We start from the raw sequence: 16,103 nt of genomic DNA, 5'->3' as shown, positions 1-16,103 counted from the left end.
CGGCGCTCCAGAAGGAGCAGACCAATGAAACTCGACTTTATCGACCATAGCAAGCTGGTTCCGTCCAAGGTGAACATGCGGCACGGACCCAAGCCCCCGGACGTGGGCGACATTCTGCCCTCGATCCGCAAGCGCGGTGTCATCGTGCCGCTGATCGTGCGCCCGCAGGCGGGCAACGATAATGGCGTCCACGAAATCGTCGCCGGGCGGCGGCGCTGGACGGCGAACGCCATCGCGCTTGTCGAGGGCATCGACCACGGCCCGCTTCCCGTCGCCATCCTCGACGCCGGGGACGACGCCGACGCCATCGAGGCATCGCTTCTCGAGAACACCCGGCTCGATCCCGACGAGGTGACGCGATGGGAAACCTTCGCACGGCTGGTCAAGGAGGGCCGCGACATTGCGGATATCTCCGCGACGTTCGGCATTCCCGAGCTTGGCGTGAAGCGTATCCTAGCGCTCGGCAACCTGCTTCCGCGCATCCGCGATCTTTACCGCAAGGAGAAGATCAACGCGGCGACCGTCCGGCATCTGACGCTGGCGAGCAAGCAGCAGCAGAAGGCATGGCTGGCGCTCTACGACGATGACGACGCCTATTGCCCGACCGGCCAGCAATTGAAGGCATGGCTGTTCGGCGGGCAGTCGATCAAGGTCGAACATGCCCTGTTCGACGTCGATGCGAGCGGCCTTGCGATCGTCGCCGATCTGTTCGGCGAAGACCGCTATTTTGCAGATGCCGACGCGTTCTGGACCGCGCAGAACGCCGTAATCGACGCGCGCAAGGAGGACTATCTGGATGCCGGATGGTTCGACGTGGTGATCGTCCCGCCCGGCGAATATTTCTACCGCTATGAGTTCGCCAAGGCACCCAAGCGCAAGGGCGGGCGCGTGTATATAGATGTGCGCGAAAGCGGCGAGGTCGAGGTCCACGAAGGCTATGTGACGAGCAAGGAGGCCAAGCGGCTCGAACGCGGCGAGGCAATCGAAACCGGCCCCAAAGTGCCGCGCCCCGAAGTGACGAGCACGATGCAGACCTATATCAACCTGCACCGTCATGCCGCTGTCCGCGCCTCGCTGACCCGTCATCCCAAGGTCGCGCTGCGCTTGATGGTCGCCCATGTCATCGTCGGGTCGCCACTGTGGACGGTCAAGCCCGAGCCGCAGACCGCGCGCAACGACGATGTGCGCGAAAGCGTCGAAACTTGCCGCGCGGAAACCGACTTCGACGCGAAGCGCCGCGCCGTATTGGACCTTCTCGGCTTCTCGCCCGAGGAACCGACCGTCACAGGCGGCAACGGCGACGACTTCGGACTGGTCGGCGTGTTCCTGCGCTTGCTCGACGTGCCCGACCGCGCCGTAATGGACGTGATCGTCATCGTCATGGGCGAAACGCTCGCCAGCGGCAGCGCCGCCATCGAGGCGGTCGGCGGCGAGATCGGCGTCGATATGGCCCGCTACTGGCAGGCCGACGACGCCTTTTTCGAGTGTGTCCGCGACAAGGAGGTGCTGACCCGCATCGTCGCCGAGGTGGCGGGCGAACCTGTCGCCGCCGCCAATGCGAAGGAACCGGGCAAGGTCTTGAAGCGCATCGTCCGCGACCATCTGGAGGGTGCGAACGGGCGGCCCAAGGTCGAGGGTTGGGTGCCGAAATGGATGGCGTTCCCGCCCGCTACCTATACGGCGCGCGGCGGCGTCGGCACCGTCGCGGCTCATGCCAAGGTGCTCGCGGCGCGCCCCGACCGCGAGCCGGAACCGACCGGCCCCGGCGCGGTGATTGCGCTTCCGGCCCCTGCCAAGGCCGAGCCGCAGGAACAGCCCGAGCGCGAAGCCGCATGAAACTGGACGGGCGGCGGCGCACCCGCCGCCCGTTCCGTCCCCCATAAAATCGCCGCGCCGCTCGGCCGCAAGCGGCCCTCGCGGCGCGGATTTCAGACAGGAGACTTGTCATGGCCGACCGTGTTTCGGCATCCATCACCATCGGCGGGACGCTCCCCGCCAGCCAGCTTCCCGCCTTCGCCGAGGCCATCGCGAACGAAGGGCTGTCCACCGAATGGGACGGCGAACCCTTCGCGCTCGGCGATCTGCCCGAGGGCGAGCCCTTGGCGCTCATGGCGCACGAGGTCGCCTGGGGGCGGTTCGAGGGACTCGAAGCCTTCTGCATCGCGCATGGGCTTTTCTTCGCGCGCTGGTCGGGCGCCTATGCCTGCCAGTGGGGTGCGGAACGCACCGTGTTCACCGGCAGCGGCGAACCGCAAAGCTACGCTGCCGACGAGGACGACTATATCCTCATGGGGCGCTGCACCGCCGAGCGATTGGGCAGCTATGCGGCGATCATCGCGCATTTCGATGCGGCCGACTTCGCGGTGCCCCCGCTTGTCATCACGCCCGAACGGGAGGAGGCGAGCAATGGCTGACATCTGGATTCAGGGCAGCTTCGCCTTTCGCTGCACCGCCGCCGAGTGCGCGCTGATCGAGGAAGTCGCAAACGCTGGCTACGCGCTAGCGAATGACGACGCGCCCGATCCGCCGAGCGCGGCGCTGCTCGCAGCCTTTCCGCCGGACGATGCGAACGCGCGGTGGAGCGGGTTTCGCGAGGCGTTCAACGATCCCGAATTTCCCACCATCGGAGCCGATTTCATCGCTGAAACCTGCCCCGACGATCCATCCGCGCGGATCGTGTGTTTCGCCAGCATGGACGATTTCGATGCCGCTGCCATCGCGGTGGTGATCCAGCGATGTTGCCCCGAAACGCTCGCCAAGGGGCCGATCGGCTTTGAATGGGCCATGACCTGTTCCAAGCCCCGCATCGGGGAGTTCGGTGGCGGCTGGTGCGCGATTTTCGCAGACCGCATCGAGATCGACGCGACCAACGAGGCGCTGTCGCGCGCGCTCGCGGGCGACGGCAACTAGCCCAAATCGCGCCGCACTGCGCGCTCGCGTGCCGAAAACCCCTGCCGCCTGACCTACCGGGCGGTGCGGCGGATCACCGTCCGGGCGCTTCCGCATAACGTGCATTCGTCCTTCTGCCGCTCGAATCCGCGCGTGCCGCCGAGCGCGCAGGTGACGACATTGGCCTGTGCGGTAACCGACAGGTTGAGCCGGTCAGTCACGCAGGCATCGCACACCGCCGCGCCGTCCAGCCGCACGATCAGCCGTTCGATCTGCCCCGCAATCGTCGTTCCTTCGTTCATCGCCGTGAGGCTATAGCCGCGGCCTCGTGGCCGCGAAAGCAATCATGGCTTCCCGGAAAGACGCCGGACTGGGCTTCCTGTCCGCGCGCGCATCTCGTCCTTTCGTGTCTCACCAACCCGTCGCCGGCTCCTTGGGCGCATGACCTGGGACGGCCGCGCGCCTCGCGAAACCATCGCGCGGAACTGATTTCCCCGCGCCGCTTTGGCGGCGCTCCTCGCGGCCGCTTCGCTCCAAATCAGCCCCGCGCTTCCGGTCCTCCGCTTCGCTTCGGCCTGCGGTTCGCAGCGCGCTCAAGGGCCGTCCCTTCGGTCCGCCCATCGCCCGGCATCGGGTCGGGCGAATGTGCAAGGAGACGAGAAATGCCCTCAATCGGTCATGTCCAGCGCCAGAACGACGGTTCGTTCCGGGGCGCCTTGAAGACGCTTTCGGTCAATGCCGAGATCGCCATCATCCCCAACCGCAGTAAGACCGGGGACCAGCCCGACTACCGCGTGCTGTCGAACGGCGTCGAACTGGGCGGCGGCTGGATCCGCACCGGCGAGGTGAGCCAGCGCGAATATGTCCGCCTCGCCATGTCGGCCCCCGAACTTGGCGGCCGCACCCTCTACGCCAATCTCGGCCGCGCCGCCGGGCAGGACGACGACGACGCGTTCGCCGTTATCTGGAACCCCGGCGACTGAGCCGGATCGGCCCCGCGCCGGTCACCCGGCGCGGGGCTTTCCTCATGCCTTGAGGGCTTGGCGTGGGCCTTTTCCTGCACCGGAACGCGCTTGCGGGCCTGCAGAGAGGAAGAAATCCGCTCAGCAAGCACCGAGTATCCGGCGGCGAACGGACCGCCTCAACCATCGACGGTTCCCCCAATTTTCACGCCACCTGCGTTCCGCTTCGCTCCACTCCGGCGACGAGAAAATCGGCTCCCCCGTCGCCCGCTTCGCGGCCGCTGCGCGGTGGTTGACCCCGCCCGCTCCCCGCCGGGCGATGGCTCATCTTTCGCTTGTATCAGGAGGATGAGATGTCGGTTGAACAACAGATCGAGGAGCTTCGCGCGGAGCTTTCATGGTGCGATGACGCGGGAGAACGGCGGCAGATCGAAGCCGAATTAAGGGCCGCTGAGAAGAGGCTGAAGCGGTGCAATCGGGCGCTGCGTCAGGCCGAACAGGCAGGCTGGCAATAAGGCGATGCGCTGTTGAAGGGGCAGGTTCGCGGGAGTGGTGCCGCATGGCGCCGCTCCCCTTTTTTGATCGGGAAGGCGGGAAGGCAAAGCGGGCGTCTGGGGCGGCAGGTGGCAGTCGGGCTCGATGGCAAGATAGAGGCAAAATCTCGCGATTTTGTAAGTGTTTGTCTGCACATCGTTTTTTGAAGGCTTTTGCGAGACTCGCCCTTTGAGTGCGAGACAGGGTTACCAGGAGTGGCGGTTTTCTGGGCTTTTCCGATCCCAATCGCGAGACTCCTTGCGCTCTGGCGAGGACGCGCCATTCTTATCGGCGGGGAGCGTCATTCCGGCATGGAAGGACGCCGCTATGCGCGATGATGAGTTCGAACCGCAGCTGGGCCGGATGCGCGGCCGGGGCAAGGAGCAGCGCTACCTGAGCCGCGTCGTGAAAGCGGCAAAGCGGGCCGGCATGAAAACGGGCAGGCGCGGCCGTTTCGACGGCAGCCGGATCGGGCGCGGCGCGAGTGTTGCGCGGGTGCTCAGATCGCGCGACCGATTGGGCGCGTTCCGGTCGCGCCGCGTGATCGTCAAGATACGGCCTGTCGGCCTTGGCGGGAAAGGCATGGGCGGTGCGAAGGCGCACCTTCGCTATATTCAGCGCGACGGCGTGACCCGTGAGGGCGAGGCTGGTGCGCTCTACTCGCCCGACAGCGACGTCGCCGATGGCAAGGCGTTCCTCGAACGGTGTGACGGCGACCGCCGCCAGTTCCGGTTCATCGTGTCGGCCGAGGACGCCGACCAGTATCCCGACTTGAAGCCGTTCGTGCGCCGGCTGATGACGCAGATGGAGCAGGATCTTGGGACAAAGCTCGATTGGGTGGCGGTCGACCATTTCAATACCGGCCATCCGCACACGCATATCGTGGTGCGCGGCGTAAACGATCGGGGTGAGAATCTGCTGATCGCGCGCGAGTATATCTCGCACGGGAGCCGGCAGCGGGCGATCGAGATCGTCAACCTCGACCTGGGGCCGCGCACCGACCTTGAAATCGAAGAGCGGCTTCGCAGCGATACGGGTGCCGAGCGGCTGACCGCGATCGACAGACGGCTGATCCGCGACATGGATACCGCGCGGCTGGTCAGCGCGAGCGATGGCGATCCCTTCCAGCAATCGCTTCGCGTCGGTCGCCTGCAGAAACTCGGGCGCATGGGACTCGCCTCGCATGTCGGCAACGGCACCTGGCGGCTTGAGCCCGACCTTGCGAACACACTGCGCCAGATCGGCGAGCGCGGCGACATCATCCGCACCATGCAGCGCGAGCTGACCGCGCGGAAGCTCGATCGTGCTGCGGTCGATCGCGTCATCTACGACCCGGTCGCGAAGGAGGCGACGCCGATCATCGGCCGCGTCGTGATGCGCGGGCTCGCCGACGAACATGAAGACCGTCATTATCTGCTGGTCGACGGCATCGACGGGCGCACCCATTATGCCGAGATCGGCAAGGGCGAGCTGGTCGACACGATCCCCGAAAATGCCATCGTCCGGATCGCGCCACGCGAGGGCGGCATTCGCGCCGTCGATCGGACGATCGACGAGATCGCGGCGGCGAACGGCGGGCGCTATTCGATCGACGCCCATCTGAAGCACGATCCGACCGCCAGCGAACGCTTCGCCGAAACGCATGTCCGGCGGCTTGAAGCGATGCGAAAAATCTCGGGCGTCGTCGAGCGCGAGCCCGACGGAAGCTGGATCATCGCGCCGGACCATCTCGCCAGGGTCGAGAGGTTCGAAGCCATGCAGTTCCGCGACCACCCCGTTGCCATTGAAACCCTGTCGGCGATCCCGCTCGACAAATTACCGGGAACCGATGCCGCGACCTGGCTCGATCGCGAGCTGGTCGCCGAAGCGCCGGTGCCAGTGCGCGATGCTGGGTTCGGGCACGAGGTTCGTTCAGCGCAGGCGATGCGACGGCAATGGCTGATCACCGAACAGCTTGCAGACGAACAGGATGGGCAGACGGTCTATCGGCGAGGGATGCTCGCCGCGCTCCAGCGGCGAGAATTGCTGCGTGTCGCCCGCCAGCTCTCCGACAAGTTAGGCGTTCCGTTCGCCGAGGCCAGAGAGGGGGAGGCTGTTCAAGGCAGGCTCGTGCGCGCAGTCGAGATGACGAGTGGTCGCCATGCGCTCATCGAACGGTCGCGCGATTTCACGCTGGTGCCGTGGCGCTCTGTTCTCGATCGCCATGTCGGTAAATCGGTCTCGGGCATCATGCGCGACGGCGGGATCAACTGGACACTCGGGCGGCAGCGCAGCGGGCCGAGCGTCTCCTGATCCGGAGGATTCGGGCTTTCTATTTTCATGAAATTATGTTTTCATGGATTCATGAAAAATATCGCAGCGCAAACCGATGTCGGCGACGAGCATCTTCAGGTGCAGATTCCTGCCGTTACGAAACGCGATCTCGGTCAACGGTCGCTCGATTCCCGCGAGCCGATCCGGATGATCGTACTGCGGGCACTTGAAGCCTATGGCGTGAGCGTCCCCGCAGACGCGATATCGGATCGCCGGAAGGGCAGGCGATGAGCGAGGATTTCGAAGCTCTCACTGTTGCGGATTATGCGAAGCAGGCCGCGCGGACTGATCAACGCAGCGGTGGCCGCGCACTGGGCTTCTCGATGCTTGGCCTTTTCGGCGAAGTCGGCAGCTTGCTCAGTGAGGCCAAGAAAAAGCAGCGCGACGATGCCTCCTACCTGGGTTACGCTCACGCCGTCGCGGAAGAGCTTGGTGACGTCCTTTGGTATCTGGCGGCGATCGCACGGCGCAGCCGCATGGCGCTCAGCGACATCGCTGCCGCCGCGGCGACAAACGGCGGACAATGGCAGACGGGCGGCAACGAAACGCTCAGTTTCCATGCGCTGCAGCCGCAGCACATTCCGCTTGCCAAGGCACCGATGCCGCAGTTCGAGCATAGCCTGCTCGCGCTGGCAGGCGACGTTGGGCTGCTCATCAACGATTTCCAGGCGGGCGGTCTTGCGAAGGACCGCGAAGCACTCGCGGGCCGGCTGGTCGCGGTCATGCGCCGGTTGATCCAGGCGGCAAACGAATCCGGTGTTACCATCGAGGCTGCCGCCGTGAAGAATCTTCACAAGATCTTCGATCGCTGGCCGCGCGAGCGCATCTATCCGGCGCCGACCGATGCGGCGCTCGACCCAGAAGAGCAATTGCCGCGGCGGATGGCGATCGACGTCTATGAACGCACCGTTCGCGGGCAGACATTCGTGTATCAACGCTCAAGCGGTGTGTATGTCGGCGACCGGCTCACCGACAACGCGCTCGAACCCGACGACTATCGTTTCCACGATGTCTTTCACTACGCTTATGTCGCGGTGCTTGGCTGGTCGCCAGTGCTGCGTGCGCTGCTCCGTCTCAAGCGCAAGAGCGATCCGAAACTCGACGACGCCGAAGACGGTGCTCGGGCGATTCTCATCGAAGAGGGCATAACTTCCTGGATTTTCGGACAAGCGCAGCAACTCCGGTACTTTGAAAACGTGAAGCGCGGTGGCCTTCCGCTGGACATGCTGAAGCATGTCCGCCAGTTCGTCGCCGGCTACGAATCAGAACGCTGTCCGCTGTGGCTTTGGGAGGAAGCGATCCTCCAGGGCTATACGGCTTTCCGCTTCCTTCAGGAGCATCGGCGCGGCCGCGTCCTGATCGACTTCGCCAATCGCCGCCTGCGTATCAAGGAATTGCCGTCATGACCCCGAAATCCTTTGTGTCCACCCTGGCGGCGACCGAACTTCCCTCAGTGTTCAATCCCTGGCGCGATCGCTGCACGGTCCATGACCGCAGCGACGCCGCCGCCCGGCGCCGCGACAATCTCGAAATGCTGCTCACCGCGGCGCTTGATCATCGCGTCGAAACGATCTGGATCGCGCGTGATCTCGGCTATCGCGGGGGGCGGCGTACGGGCGTACCGCTGACCGACGAAATTCACCTCGGACATGCCGGCACGCTGATGGGCGGCATCGCATTTGAACGTGCGACGCAGGGACCCGCCGTGGCGGAGCGCACCGCGGCGATCGTCTGGCGTGTGCTAGAGCGGATCGGTCAGCCTGTCATGCTCTGGAACGTTTTCCCGTTCCATCCCCATGAAGCGGATGATCCGATGTCGAACCGATGCCACACGCGAAGCGAGCGCGAGGCGACCTGGCCGATATTGCAAGCCCTCGTGTCAATGATCCGGCCCCGCCAGATCGTCGCGATCGGGCGCGACGCTCACCTGGCGCTGGACGGTCTCGACATTCCGACCACCGCGGTCCGCCATCCGAGCTACGGCGGGCAGCGCGAGTTCATCGAGGGCATGTTCAGCCTGTACGGTGTCGCGGATGACAACGATGAGCCGCTAGAACTGCCGTTGGGCGCGCCTCACGCCGCAGCACGGAGATGTGCGCTCGCCTGATCGCAGCGTTCAAAGAGTTGCTTAAGATCGCCGCGGTTCCAGTTGGCGGTGTCGACCGTGGCGTTGGTCGAGACGATCGTGAGCGGACCCAGCGCGACCCCGCCTTCCTTGGCGATGAATTCGAGCAGACGGCCGAGGCCGATCAGATTGCCGAGCAGTTTTTCGATATAGTAGTGATTGCGGTAGAGCGCGGTCATGCCGAGGCGACGATCGTCGCCCTTGCCGATCAGCTTGAGACTGGCAAAGCTCAGGCACTGACCGCCGTAGGGCGAGTCATTCACGTCGCGGGCGGGGTCGAAGATCAGCAGTTCGAATTTGTTGAGCGCTCGGACGTTCGGGTTGCGCAGGCGCTCGACGATGCCCCAGATTTGATTGATTGGCTGGCCGTCGGCGCGGGGCAATTCCATCATCCGTTCGAAATAATAGCCCGACCAAGCGCCCGACCTCCGGACCTTCGGCAGCACGTTGTCGCGAAACCGGTCGAAGAATTGCGGCGCGCCGTAGCGCCTGTACAGCGCTGCCGGAAAAATCGTGTTGGCGACCGTCTCGATGGGCTTCTTGCCATGGCCCGAAAGGAAGGCATCGACTTCCGCCACGACGGGATCGGCGAGTGTTGCGCGCGCAGTCGGCTCGGCCACGGAGATGACGACATTCTGCGCCTGGTGTCCGGTGGCGAGGTCGACGAGCCGGACCGCCTCGCGCCAGCCAGCAACGCAGTCAGGCTGCGGCGGTATGGGAAGATACATCGACTTCCTCCGTCAAATTTGCCGTGGCGAAAAGGCGCGGCGCTAGAAAGCGCTCAGTAAGCCAGGCGTGGCCTTCCAAGCCCCAACCTGGTCCCCAGCTGTTGCGGATGAGAATGGCCGGGGTGCCGTCCACGGTTCCATGCCCGACCGCGACGACCGCGTGCCGTTGCGCTGGCTCGGGGAGTTCGTCGTTCGCCGGATCGACGACGCCATCACCGCGCGGCTGGAAGAAAGACCGTGACAGCATCGTCAGCATGAGCACCGGCGTGTCACGATCCAGCGCGGCAAGGATGGATGACAGGTCGGTTCCATCCCTCTGTCCGTTGCGGCCATAGAGCGGGCCAACGGTCGCCGGCGGCGTCCACAGTCGATGATCGGCTGGAACCGCTGCCAGATACGGCCAGCCTTTCTCGTCGGGTTGGCCATCGAGCCGTAGCGCGTCCAGCATTGTGGATAGCAGTGCGCCGCTCGTCGGCGGTCTGCCCGCCCGTTTCTGCGCGGCATAAAAGGCGAATTCACACGACAGCGGTGCCCAGCCGTCGCGAAGCCCGGCGTGGGTGTCGCTCGCGGCGAATGCGAGGCATGTCGGCCGCGCGCCTTGATCGCGCGCAGGCCCGAACAGCGGCCGAAGGTCACGGACGATATCGATCATGGGGCGTCAGGCGGCCTCGAGCAGGTGCCGCCGTTCGGCGCGCGACAGGCCCGTCTGTTCCGGGCCGGTGAGGTCGAAATCGAGCGTCAGGCTGGTGAGGGCCGGCGCAGGCTGCCACGGCCGCCGCTCGTCGAGCGACATGCGGCCGCGCCGCGGCGCATCGGGCGCCGCGGTGACACGGCGGACAACGGGACCACCGATGCCATCGCCGTCGATTGCCTCACGCTCGTCTCGAACGACGGCGAAGCCGCTGGCGATCAGTTGGTCGAGATCCCAGAGATACCCACCGCCGCTATGTTCTTCGAGCTGCAGCACGAAAAGATCATTGCGACTGCCATCGATCCGCGAGCCGGCATCGCGCTCGGTCAGCAGCCAGACGTCGCCGCGATAGTTGTCGGGCCGATAGTCCTTGAGGAGATCGACCTTCAGGCTGCGCGGCTGCGTCCGGAGCAGGTCGGTCATCACCGATGGCGAAATCAGATTGTAGCGAACCAGGGTGCGGCACGTCGCCTCATAGCTGGCGCCGATCCGCAGCGAGAGCTGATAGACGACATTGGGGCGCCGGAAATGATCGATCTGCCATCCTTGTCGCGCGCTGTGCGCGAGCACCAGCCATTTCGGCATCATGAAGGCGATCGCAAAGGCGTCGGCTTCGGTTTCCTCGAAGTTGTTTCCCGGTTCGGGCGACATCGGCATCCGGCGCAGGATGCTCTCATCGTCGAGGCTCGGCTCGTGTCGCATCGAAAAATGCCCGAGTTCGTGCGCGGCCGTGAAGCGCTGGATGCTCATCGGTCGTTCCGTCGTGACGAGAACGCCAGGAGCAGGTGCGCTGAGATAGGCGCCGAGCAGGCCTTTCAGAGGACGAAGCAGCAAGGGTAGACCCACGGCATGGATCGCGCCGAAGACATCGACGCTGCCGCCTTGGGTCTCGATCAGTGCGCGCGTATCGAGTTCGCGATGCAGGCGGCCCGCTGCCATCGTACCAGCGCGAACCGCGCTCGCATAATCCGACGCCATCGATCAGCTCCGTTCGCCGCCAGACCGCGAGCGGAGATATTCGGCAAACCGGCTCAGCTCGGCCCGGTCCTCAGTCGACAAGGCCGCAACGCGTCGCGCCAGATGGGCGACATCGGCGGGAAGGCTCGCGGAGGCCTCGTCTTCGCCGGTAAAATAGGCCACCGACTGGCGGTAAAGACGGGCAAGCCGCGTCAGTTCGATCGCTTCAACGCGGCGCTGGCCATTCTCGATATCGGTAAGCGCGGTCCGGGGAATCTTGAGATAGGCAGCAACTTCTTCCTGCTTGAGGCCGAGATATTTCCGTGCTTCGCGCAGACGGTCGCCCAAGCGCCGCCGCTCCTGCTCGTCGCCTTCCTGGCGGAGTGCGAGATTGGTCATGGCTTCGACCCTTTCTTCTTAACCCAGACGCGTTCGATCTTAGGGAGGAGGTCGTCAATCGCCTTCTCGATCGAATTGTAGCCGCCGGTGCGGACGATGCTGTCGCGAAGCTCGATGTCGAGGACCTGCTCCACCGCGCAAAGCGTGTCGACCACGGACAAGGAGTCGAGTGGCACGGGCGCCTGGATGATCTTCGGGTTTTCCGGAGGCAGGGCAATTCCGCGCACCTGTGCCTCAGCCCTGGCCACTTGCAGCAGTTCGTCGACCAACGCCCTAATGGCGTCGGCTTTGGGAAACGCGGTTGCCGCGGGCTGCGGAGGAGCGATTGTCGCCATGCATGCCTCGCACGATTTCACTACATTAAATGCGATATAATGTCTGATAATCCGACACGCAAGCCCGAATTTGCAGCTCGGATTTTTGCAGGGTGTAGCGGGTCATCGGCGGTGCGGTGTGGTGGTCAGTGCCACCTCGAGGGACAACGACAGGGCAGAATCATCAACTCGGGTCATAGCTCGATCAAAAGAACAGAGCTGGAATATTGAGTCAGTCGCCGACGAGTGATCTCCTTCGGTCACCCACCAGCCCCCAGCGGCTCCGTTCATTTCGGGCGGCCCATAGCCGAGTCTTGAAGCCGCGCCCCGACCGCATCCGGCGGTATGGGCGGGAGCTTCAACGTGACCCCGACCAAATTGCTCATCGGCCAGATCCTTGTCGTGTTCGCAATCGTGATCGCGGGCCTCTGGGCGGCGACCCAATGGGCGGCGGCGATGCTCGCCTACCAGCCCGAACTTGGTCCGGCCTGGTTCATGGCTGGAAGCACGCCGGTCTATCGTCCCTGGGCGCTCTTCCCCTGGTGGTATCACTACGATGCCTATGCGCCGCATGTTTTCGACAAGGCCGGCGCGCTCGCCGGCGCGAGCGGTTTCATCGGCTGCGGCGCGGCGATCGCAGGCTCGCTCTGGCGCGCGCGGCAGTCGCGTCACGTCACCACCTATGGTTCGGCGCGCTGGGCCAGGCCGAACGAGATCGAGCGGGCCGGCCTTTACGGTGATGCCGGCGTATTCCTGGGCCGCTCGCGCGGCCGCTATCTCCGGCATGACGGCCCCGAACATATCATGGCGTTCGCGCCAACCCGTTCGGGCAAGGGCGTCGGGCTGGTCATACCGACACTGCTTGGCTGGACCGGCAGCGCCGTGGTTCACGACATCAAGGGCGAGAACTGGCAGCTCACCGCCGGCTGGCGCGCGCGCTTCTCCCACGTCCTGCTGTTCAATCCGACCGATCCCGCTTCCGCCAAATACAACCCGCTGCTGGAGGTCCGGCGCGGCGAGCATGAGGTCCGCGACGTCCAGAACATCGCCGACATCCTGGTCGATCCCGAAGGCGCGCTCGAACGGCGCAACCACTGGGAGAAAACCTCCCATTCGCTCCTGGTCGGCGCGATCCTCCACGTCCTTTATGCGGAGGAAGAAAAGACGCTCGCACGGGTAGCCACATTCCTGTCGGACCCGCAGCGGCCGTTCACCGCCACGCTCCGGCGGATGATGACCACCAATCACCTCGGCACGAAGGATGCGCCGCAGATCCATCCCGTCGTCGCCTCGGCGGCGCGCGAGGTGCTCAACAAGAGCGAGAACGAGCGCAGCGGCGTCCTCTCCACCGCAATGTCGTTTCTCGGGCTCTATCGCGACCCGACCGTCGCCGCGGTGACATCGCGCTGCGACTGGCGGATCGCCGATCTCGTCGAGGCCGGCCATCCGGTCTCGCTCTACCTTGTCATCCCGCCATCGGACATCAGCCGCACCAAGCCGCTGGTGCGGTTGGTGCTCAACCAGATCGGCCGCCGCCTCACCGAAAAGCTCGATGCCGATCCCGCCAGGGCGGGCAAGCACAAGCTCCTGATGATGCTCGACGAGTTCCCGGCATTGGGGCGGCTCGACTTCTTCGAGACCAGTCTTGCCTTTCTCGCGGGCTATGGAGTGCGCGCCTTCCTGATCGCGCAGTCCTTGAACCAGATCGAGAAGGCTTATGGCGAGCACAACTCGATCCTCGACAACTGCCATGTCCGCGTCGCGTTTGCGACCAACGACGAGCGCACGGCGCGGCGGATTTCGGACGCGCTCGGCATCGCCACCGAACAGCGCGCGATGCGCAACTATGCCGGCCACCGGCTCGCGCCCTGGCTGGCGCACGTCATGGTCAGCCGGCAGGAGACCGCCCGGCCACTCCTGACCACCGGCGAGGTGATGCAGCTCCCGCCCAAGGATGAGCTTGTCCTTGTCTCCGGCATGGCCCCGATCCGCGCGAGGAAGCTGCGCTATTACGAGGACCGCAATTTCCGCGAGCGGATCGCACCGCCGCCGCAGCCCGCGCCCGGAGACTATCCCGACCGGCCGCAGGCACGCCCCAACGACTGGAGCGGACTGGTCCGCGCGCCCGATACCCGGCTCGGCAAGCCCGATGACGATGCGAAGGCGGATGAGGACGGCGGCTTGCAACAGCAGCGCCACCCCGGCCTCGGCGAAGAACCCGCCAAAAAACCCGAGCCGCCAAAGCAGCTCGACCTGCTCGGCCTGGACAGCGACGACACCGACACGATCGCCGACAAGCACGCGATGGACCGCGCCGGCGCCACCGGCACGCTGATCCGCGCTCACGCGATCAATCAGGGTCGCAGCGCCGACATGCTGCCGGACTTCTGACAATGGCCGCGATCAAACCCAACCGCGTCCGCTACCAGCTCTTCCTGCCCGAAGATCTGAGCCACCGCTTCGAGGCGCTGGCGAGCCAGCCCGGCGCGTCCAAATCGGCGATCCTCACCGACGCGCTCACCGCCTGGCTCAACCGGCAGGCGGCGAGCGAGCTGGAGAACAAGTTCAGCCAGCGGCTCGATCGCATGTCGCTCGCGCTGGGGCGTGTCGAGCGTGACGGGCATGTGCTGCTCGAGAGCCTGGCGCTGTTCATCCGCTATGAACTGATGGTGCAGGCCCCTTTGGCCGAAGCCGACGAAGCGGCGCGTGCGATCGGCCGAGACCGCTTCGAGGCGTTCATTGCCCGCGTCGGCGAAGCGCTCGCCAGCGGCCAGCGCACGCTTGCTGCCTCCGCGAAAGACAATGGAGGTGGGCGATGAGCGACACGCTTTTCGGCTCCGATAATTCCGCAGGGCGTCGGCGCGCGATGCTGCGCACCGCGATGGGGCCGACCATCGCCGCAGCGCTGGCCGATCCGGTGGTCATCGAGATCATGGTGAACCCGGACGGCGTGTTGCGCCTTGATCGACTCGGCGAAGGCCGGATCGATACCGGCACCAAATATGAGCCCGCGCAGGTCGAGCGGATCATCCGCCTGGTTGCCAGCCACGCACGGACAGAGGTTCATGGCAATGCGCCGATCGTGTCAGCCGAGCTGCCACCGCACGGCGAAGGCGCGGGCGAGCGGTTCGAGGGTATCCTGCCGCCGGTCAGCCTCGCGCCGTGCTTCTCGATCCGCAAGCCCGCGGCGCGCATCTACACTTTGCTCGACTATGTGCGGGACGGCATCATGCCCGCCGACACGGCGCGACTGCTGTCGATGGCCGTGGTCGAGCGCAAGAACATCCTGGTCGCGGGTGGCACCAGTTCGGGCAAGACGACGCTTGCCAACGCGCTGCTCGCCGAGATGGCGCACCTCGACGAACGCGTCATCATCATTGAAGACACGCGTGAGTTGCAATGCGCCGCGCCCGACGTGGTGGGGCTGCGCACGCGTACGATTGGCACTGCCGGAGCCGGCGGCGTCACGATGGCTGATCTTGTCCGCTCGACATTGCGGCTCCGCCCCGATCGCATCGTCGTTGGCGAGGTGCGCGGGCGCGAAGCGCTCGACATGCTCAAAGCCTGGAACACCGGGCATCCGGGCGGCATCGCAACCGTCCACGCCAATTCGGCAGTGTCGGCGCTCTACCGGCTCGAGCAGCTCGTGCAGGAAAGCGTCGTCACCGTTCCGCGCCGGCTGATCGCCGACGCCATCGACATGATCGTGTTCATCGCCGGGCGCGGCCTCGCGCGCCGCGTCGACACGATCGCGCGCGTCGCCGGCCTCGATCCCGACGGCGGCTACGCCGTCCTCGACCTTACTCCCGACCACGCCCTCGAACCCCAAGGAGAATGACCATGCGCTTGTCCCGTATTCCTGCCCGTATTCCCGATCGTCGGAGCATCTTCCTCACCGGCGCCGCCATCGGCCTCGGGCTTGCGCTCGCCGCCACCGCGCAGGCCGCCGGCTCGGGCATGCCGTGGGAGGAACCGCTTCAGCAGGTCCTCGAATCGGTCCAGGGTCCTGTCGCCAAGATCGTCGCGGTGATCATCATCATCGTCACCGGTTTGACGCTCGCGTTCGGCGAGACGGCAGGCGGGTTCCGGCGCCTCATCCAGATCATCTTCGGCCTGTCGATCGCGTTTGCGGCGTCGAGCTTCTTCCTCAGCTTCTTCAGCTTCGGCGGCGGGGCGCTCATCTCGTGAACG

18 protein-coding genes are annotated in these 16,103 nt (G+C 65.3%); 12 read left to right on the top strand and 6 right to left on the bottom strand.

The features are described 5' to 3' along the window. Positions 1 to 24: 24 nt before the first annotated feature. The 3 genes from E5675_RS16530 (at position 25) to E5675_RS16520 (ending at position 2,910) form a co-directional block, all read left to right on the top strand. Complete coding sequence (locus E5675_RS16530) at positions 25 to 1,836, top strand: ParB N-terminal domain-containing protein (RefSeq protein WP_017499953.1); 1,812 nt, start codon at positions 25 to 27, stop codon at positions 1,834 to 1,836. Between the two features lie 110 nt (positions 1,837 to 1,946). Next, positions 1,947 to 2,414 (top strand): hypothetical protein, encoded by a 468-nt coding sequence (locus tag E5675_RS16525; protein ID WP_017499952.1) that lies wholly within the window; start codon positions 1,947 to 1,949, stop codon positions 2,412 to 2,414. After that, entirely contained in the window at positions 2,407 to 2,910 is a 504-nt protein-coding gene (locus E5675_RS16520; RefSeq protein WP_017499951.1) for a hypothetical protein, read from the top strand. The genes E5675_RS16525 and E5675_RS16520 overlap by 8 nt, the downstream gene beginning before the upstream one ends. A gap of 53 nt (positions 2,911 to 2,963) precedes the next feature. On the opposite strand, the gene E5675_RS16515 is transcribed toward E5675_RS16520, so the two are convergent. Then, positions 2,964 to 3,191, bottom strand: a complete 228-nt coding sequence (locus E5675_RS16515; RefSeq protein ID WP_017499950.1) for a hypothetical protein — start codon at positions 3,189 to 3,191, stop codon at positions 2,964 to 2,966. Positions 3,192 to 3,551: 360 nt separating this feature from the next. Between E5675_RS16515 and E5675_RS16510 the strand changes: the two genes are divergently transcribed. The 5 genes from E5675_RS16510 to E5675_RS16485 all read left to right on the top strand — a co-directional run bounded on the left by E5675_RS16510 (position 3,552) and on the right by E5675_RS16485 (position 8,805). Beyond that, on the top strand, positions 3,552 to 3,872 hold the full coding sequence (locus tag E5675_RS16510) for a DUF736 family protein (RefSeq protein ID WP_017499949.1): 321 nt from the start codon (positions 3,552 to 3,554) through the stop codon (positions 3,870 to 3,872). Between the two features lie 840 nt (positions 3,873 to 4,712). Continuing rightward, positions 4,713 to 6,677, top strand: a complete 1,965-nt coding sequence (rlxS, locus tag E5675_RS16500; protein ID WP_017499947.1) for a relaxase/mobilization nuclease RlxS — start codon at positions 4,713 to 4,715, stop codon at positions 6,675 to 6,677. Positions 6,678 to 6,728: 51 nt separating this feature from the next. Then, a complete protein-coding gene (locus E5675_RS16495; protein WP_017499946.1) occupies positions 6,729 to 6,929 on the top strand; it encodes a hypothetical protein in 201 nt (66 codons plus the stop codon). Continuing rightward, positions 6,926 to 8,104 carry a nucleoside triphosphate pyrophosphohydrolase family protein gene (locus tag E5675_RS16490; protein ID WP_017499945.1) on the top strand — a complete coding sequence of 393 codons (1,179 nt, stop codon included), beginning with the start codon at positions 6,926 to 6,928 and terminating at the stop codon, positions 8,102 to 8,104. The genes E5675_RS16495 and E5675_RS16490 overlap by 4 nt, the downstream gene beginning before the upstream one ends. Beyond that, positions 8,101 to 8,805, top strand: a complete 705-nt coding sequence (locus E5675_RS16485; protein WP_017499944.1) for a uracil-DNA glycosylase — start codon at positions 8,101 to 8,103, stop codon at positions 8,803 to 8,805. Before E5675_RS16490 ends, E5675_RS16485 begins: the two co-directional genes overlap by 4 nt. Here the strand turns inward: E5675_RS16485 and E5675_RS16480 are convergent. Genes E5675_RS16480 through E5675_RS16460 form a run of 5 tightly spaced genes read right to left on the bottom strand, consistent with a single transcriptional unit; the run spans position 8,772 to position 11,933 of the window. Continuing rightward, a complete protein-coding gene (locus tag E5675_RS16480; protein WP_017499943.1) occupies positions 8,772 to 9,551 on the bottom strand; it encodes a hypothetical protein in 780 nt (259 codons plus the stop codon). The genes E5675_RS16485 and E5675_RS16480 overlap by 34 nt on opposite strands. Next, entirely contained in the window at positions 9,523 to 10,203 is a 681-nt protein-coding gene (locus E5675_RS16475) for a C1 family peptidase (protein ID WP_017499942.1), read from the bottom strand. The genes E5675_RS16480 and E5675_RS16475 overlap by 29 nt, the downstream gene beginning before the upstream one ends. Before the next feature lie 6 nt (positions 10,204 to 10,209). Then, positions 10,210 to 11,220, bottom strand: a complete 1,011-nt coding sequence (locus E5675_RS16470) for an ImmA/IrrE family metallo-endopeptidase (RefSeq protein ID WP_017499941.1) — start codon at positions 11,218 to 11,220, stop codon at positions 10,210 to 10,212. A 3-nt stretch (positions 11,221 to 11,223) separates the two neighbouring features. Then, positions 11,224 to 11,598 carry a helix-turn-helix transcriptional regulator gene (locus E5675_RS16465; RefSeq protein WP_017499940.1) on the bottom strand — a complete coding sequence of 125 codons (375 nt, stop codon included), beginning with the start codon at positions 11,596 to 11,598 and terminating at the stop codon, positions 11,224 to 11,226. Continuing rightward, complete coding sequence (locus tag E5675_RS16460) at positions 11,595 to 11,933, bottom strand: hypothetical protein (protein WP_017499939.1); 339 nt, start codon at positions 11,931 to 11,933, stop codon at positions 11,595 to 11,597. The genes E5675_RS16465 and E5675_RS16460 overlap by 4 nt, the downstream gene beginning before the upstream one ends. Before the next feature lie 342 nt (positions 11,934 to 12,275). On the opposite strand from E5675_RS16460, the gene E5675_RS16455 reads away from it, so the two are divergent. From E5675_RS16455 to E5675_RS16440, 4 genes are read left to right on the top strand one after another with little or no spacing between them, the layout of a single operon-like run. Next, positions 12,276 to 14,303: a conjugal transfer protein TraG gene (locus E5675_RS16455; protein WP_038292469.1), complete on the top strand. Its 2,028-nt coding sequence runs from the start codon at positions 12,276 to 12,278 to the stop codon at positions 14,301 to 14,303. A gap of 2 nt (positions 14,304 to 14,305) precedes the next feature. After that, on the top strand, positions 14,306 to 14,731 hold the full coding sequence (locus tag E5675_RS16450; protein ID WP_017499937.1) for a hypothetical protein: 426 nt from the start codon (positions 14,306 to 14,308) through the stop codon (positions 14,729 to 14,731). Further along, entirely contained in the window at positions 14,728 to 15,750 is a 1,023-nt protein-coding gene (trbB, locus tag E5675_RS16445; RefSeq protein ID WP_017499936.1) for a P-type conjugative transfer ATPase TrbB, read from the top strand. The genes E5675_RS16450 and trbB overlap by 4 nt, the downstream gene beginning before the upstream one ends. Next, entirely contained in the window at positions 15,747 to 16,100 is a 354-nt protein-coding gene (locus E5675_RS16440; protein WP_017499935.1) for a TrbC/VirB2 family protein, read from the top strand. The genes trbB and E5675_RS16440 overlap by 4 nt, the downstream gene beginning before the upstream one ends. Positions 16,101 to 16,103 lie beyond the last annotated feature (3 nt).

This window comes from Sphingopyxis sp. PAMC25046, assembly GCF_004795895.1.
Taxonomy (GTDB): domain Bacteria; phylum Pseudomonadota; class Alphaproteobacteria; order Sphingomonadales; family Sphingomonadaceae; genus Sphingopyxis.
Note: the sequence above shows the minus strand (reverse complement) of the source record. Positions and strands in the feature narration are given on the sequence as shown.

Bases quoted from the DNA above. Each gene is read 5' to 3' on its own strand.
- E5675_RS16495 (WP_017499946.1), top strand. From the start codon at position 6,729: ATGAAAAATATCGCAGCGCAAACCGATGTCGGCGACGAGCATCTTCAG.
- E5675_RS16490 (WP_017499945.1), top strand. From the start codon at position 6,926: ATGAGCGAGGATTTCGAAGCTCTCACTGTTGCGGATTATGCGAAGCAG.
- E5675_RS16485 (WP_017499944.1), top strand. From the start codon at position 8,101: ATGACCCCGAAATCCTTTGTGTCCACCCTGGCGGCGACCGAACTTCCC.
- E5675_RS16460 (WP_017499939.1), bottom strand. From the start codon at position 11,933: ATGGCGACAATCGCTCCTCCGCAGCCCGCGGCAACCGCGTTTCCCAAA.
- trbB (WP_017499936.1), top strand. From the start codon at position 14,728: ATGAGCGACACGCTTTTCGGCTCCGATAATTCCGCAGGGCGTCGGCGC.
- E5675_RS16465 (WP_017499940.1), bottom strand. From the start codon at position 11,598: ATGACCAATCTCGCACTCCGCCAGGAAGGCGACGAGCAGGAGCGGCGG.
- E5675_RS16525 (WP_017499952.1), top strand. From the start codon at position 1,947: ATGGCCGACCGTGTTTCGGCATCCATCACCATCGGCGGGACGCTCCCC.
- E5675_RS16480 (WP_017499943.1), bottom strand. From the start codon at position 9,551: ATGTATCTTCCCATACCGCCGCAGCCTGACTGCGTTGCTGGCTGGCGC.
- E5675_RS16470 (WP_017499941.1), bottom strand. From the start codon at position 11,220: ATGGCGTCGGATTATGCGAGCGCGGTTCGCGCTGGTACGATGGCAGCG.
- E5675_RS16520 (WP_017499951.1), top strand. From the start codon at position 2,407: ATGGCTGACATCTGGATTCAGGGCAGCTTCGCCTTTCGCTGCACCGCC.
- rlxS (WP_017499947.1), top strand. From the start codon at position 4,713: ATGCGCGATGATGAGTTCGAACCGCAGCTGGGCCGGATGCGCGGCCGG.
- E5675_RS16510 (WP_017499949.1), top strand. From the start codon at position 3,552: ATGCCCTCAATCGGTCATGTCCAGCGCCAGAACGACGGTTCGTTCCGG.
- E5675_RS16450 (WP_017499937.1), top strand. From the start codon at position 14,306: ATGGCCGCGATCAAACCCAACCGCGTCCGCTACCAGCTCTTCCTGCCC.
- E5675_RS16440 (WP_017499935.1), top strand. From the start codon at position 15,747: ATGACCATGCGCTTGTCCCGTATTCCTGCCCGTATTCCCGATCGTCGG.
- E5675_RS16475 (WP_017499942.1), bottom strand. From the start codon at position 10,203: ATGATCGATATCGTCCGTGACCTTCGGCCGCTGTTCGGGCCTGCGCGC.
- E5675_RS16515 (WP_017499950.1), bottom strand. From the start codon at position 3,191: ATGAACGAAGGAACGACGATTGCGGGGCAGATCGAACGGCTGATCGTG.
- E5675_RS16530 (WP_017499953.1), top strand. From the start codon at position 25: ATGAAACTCGACTTTATCGACCATAGCAAGCTGGTTCCGTCCAAGGTG.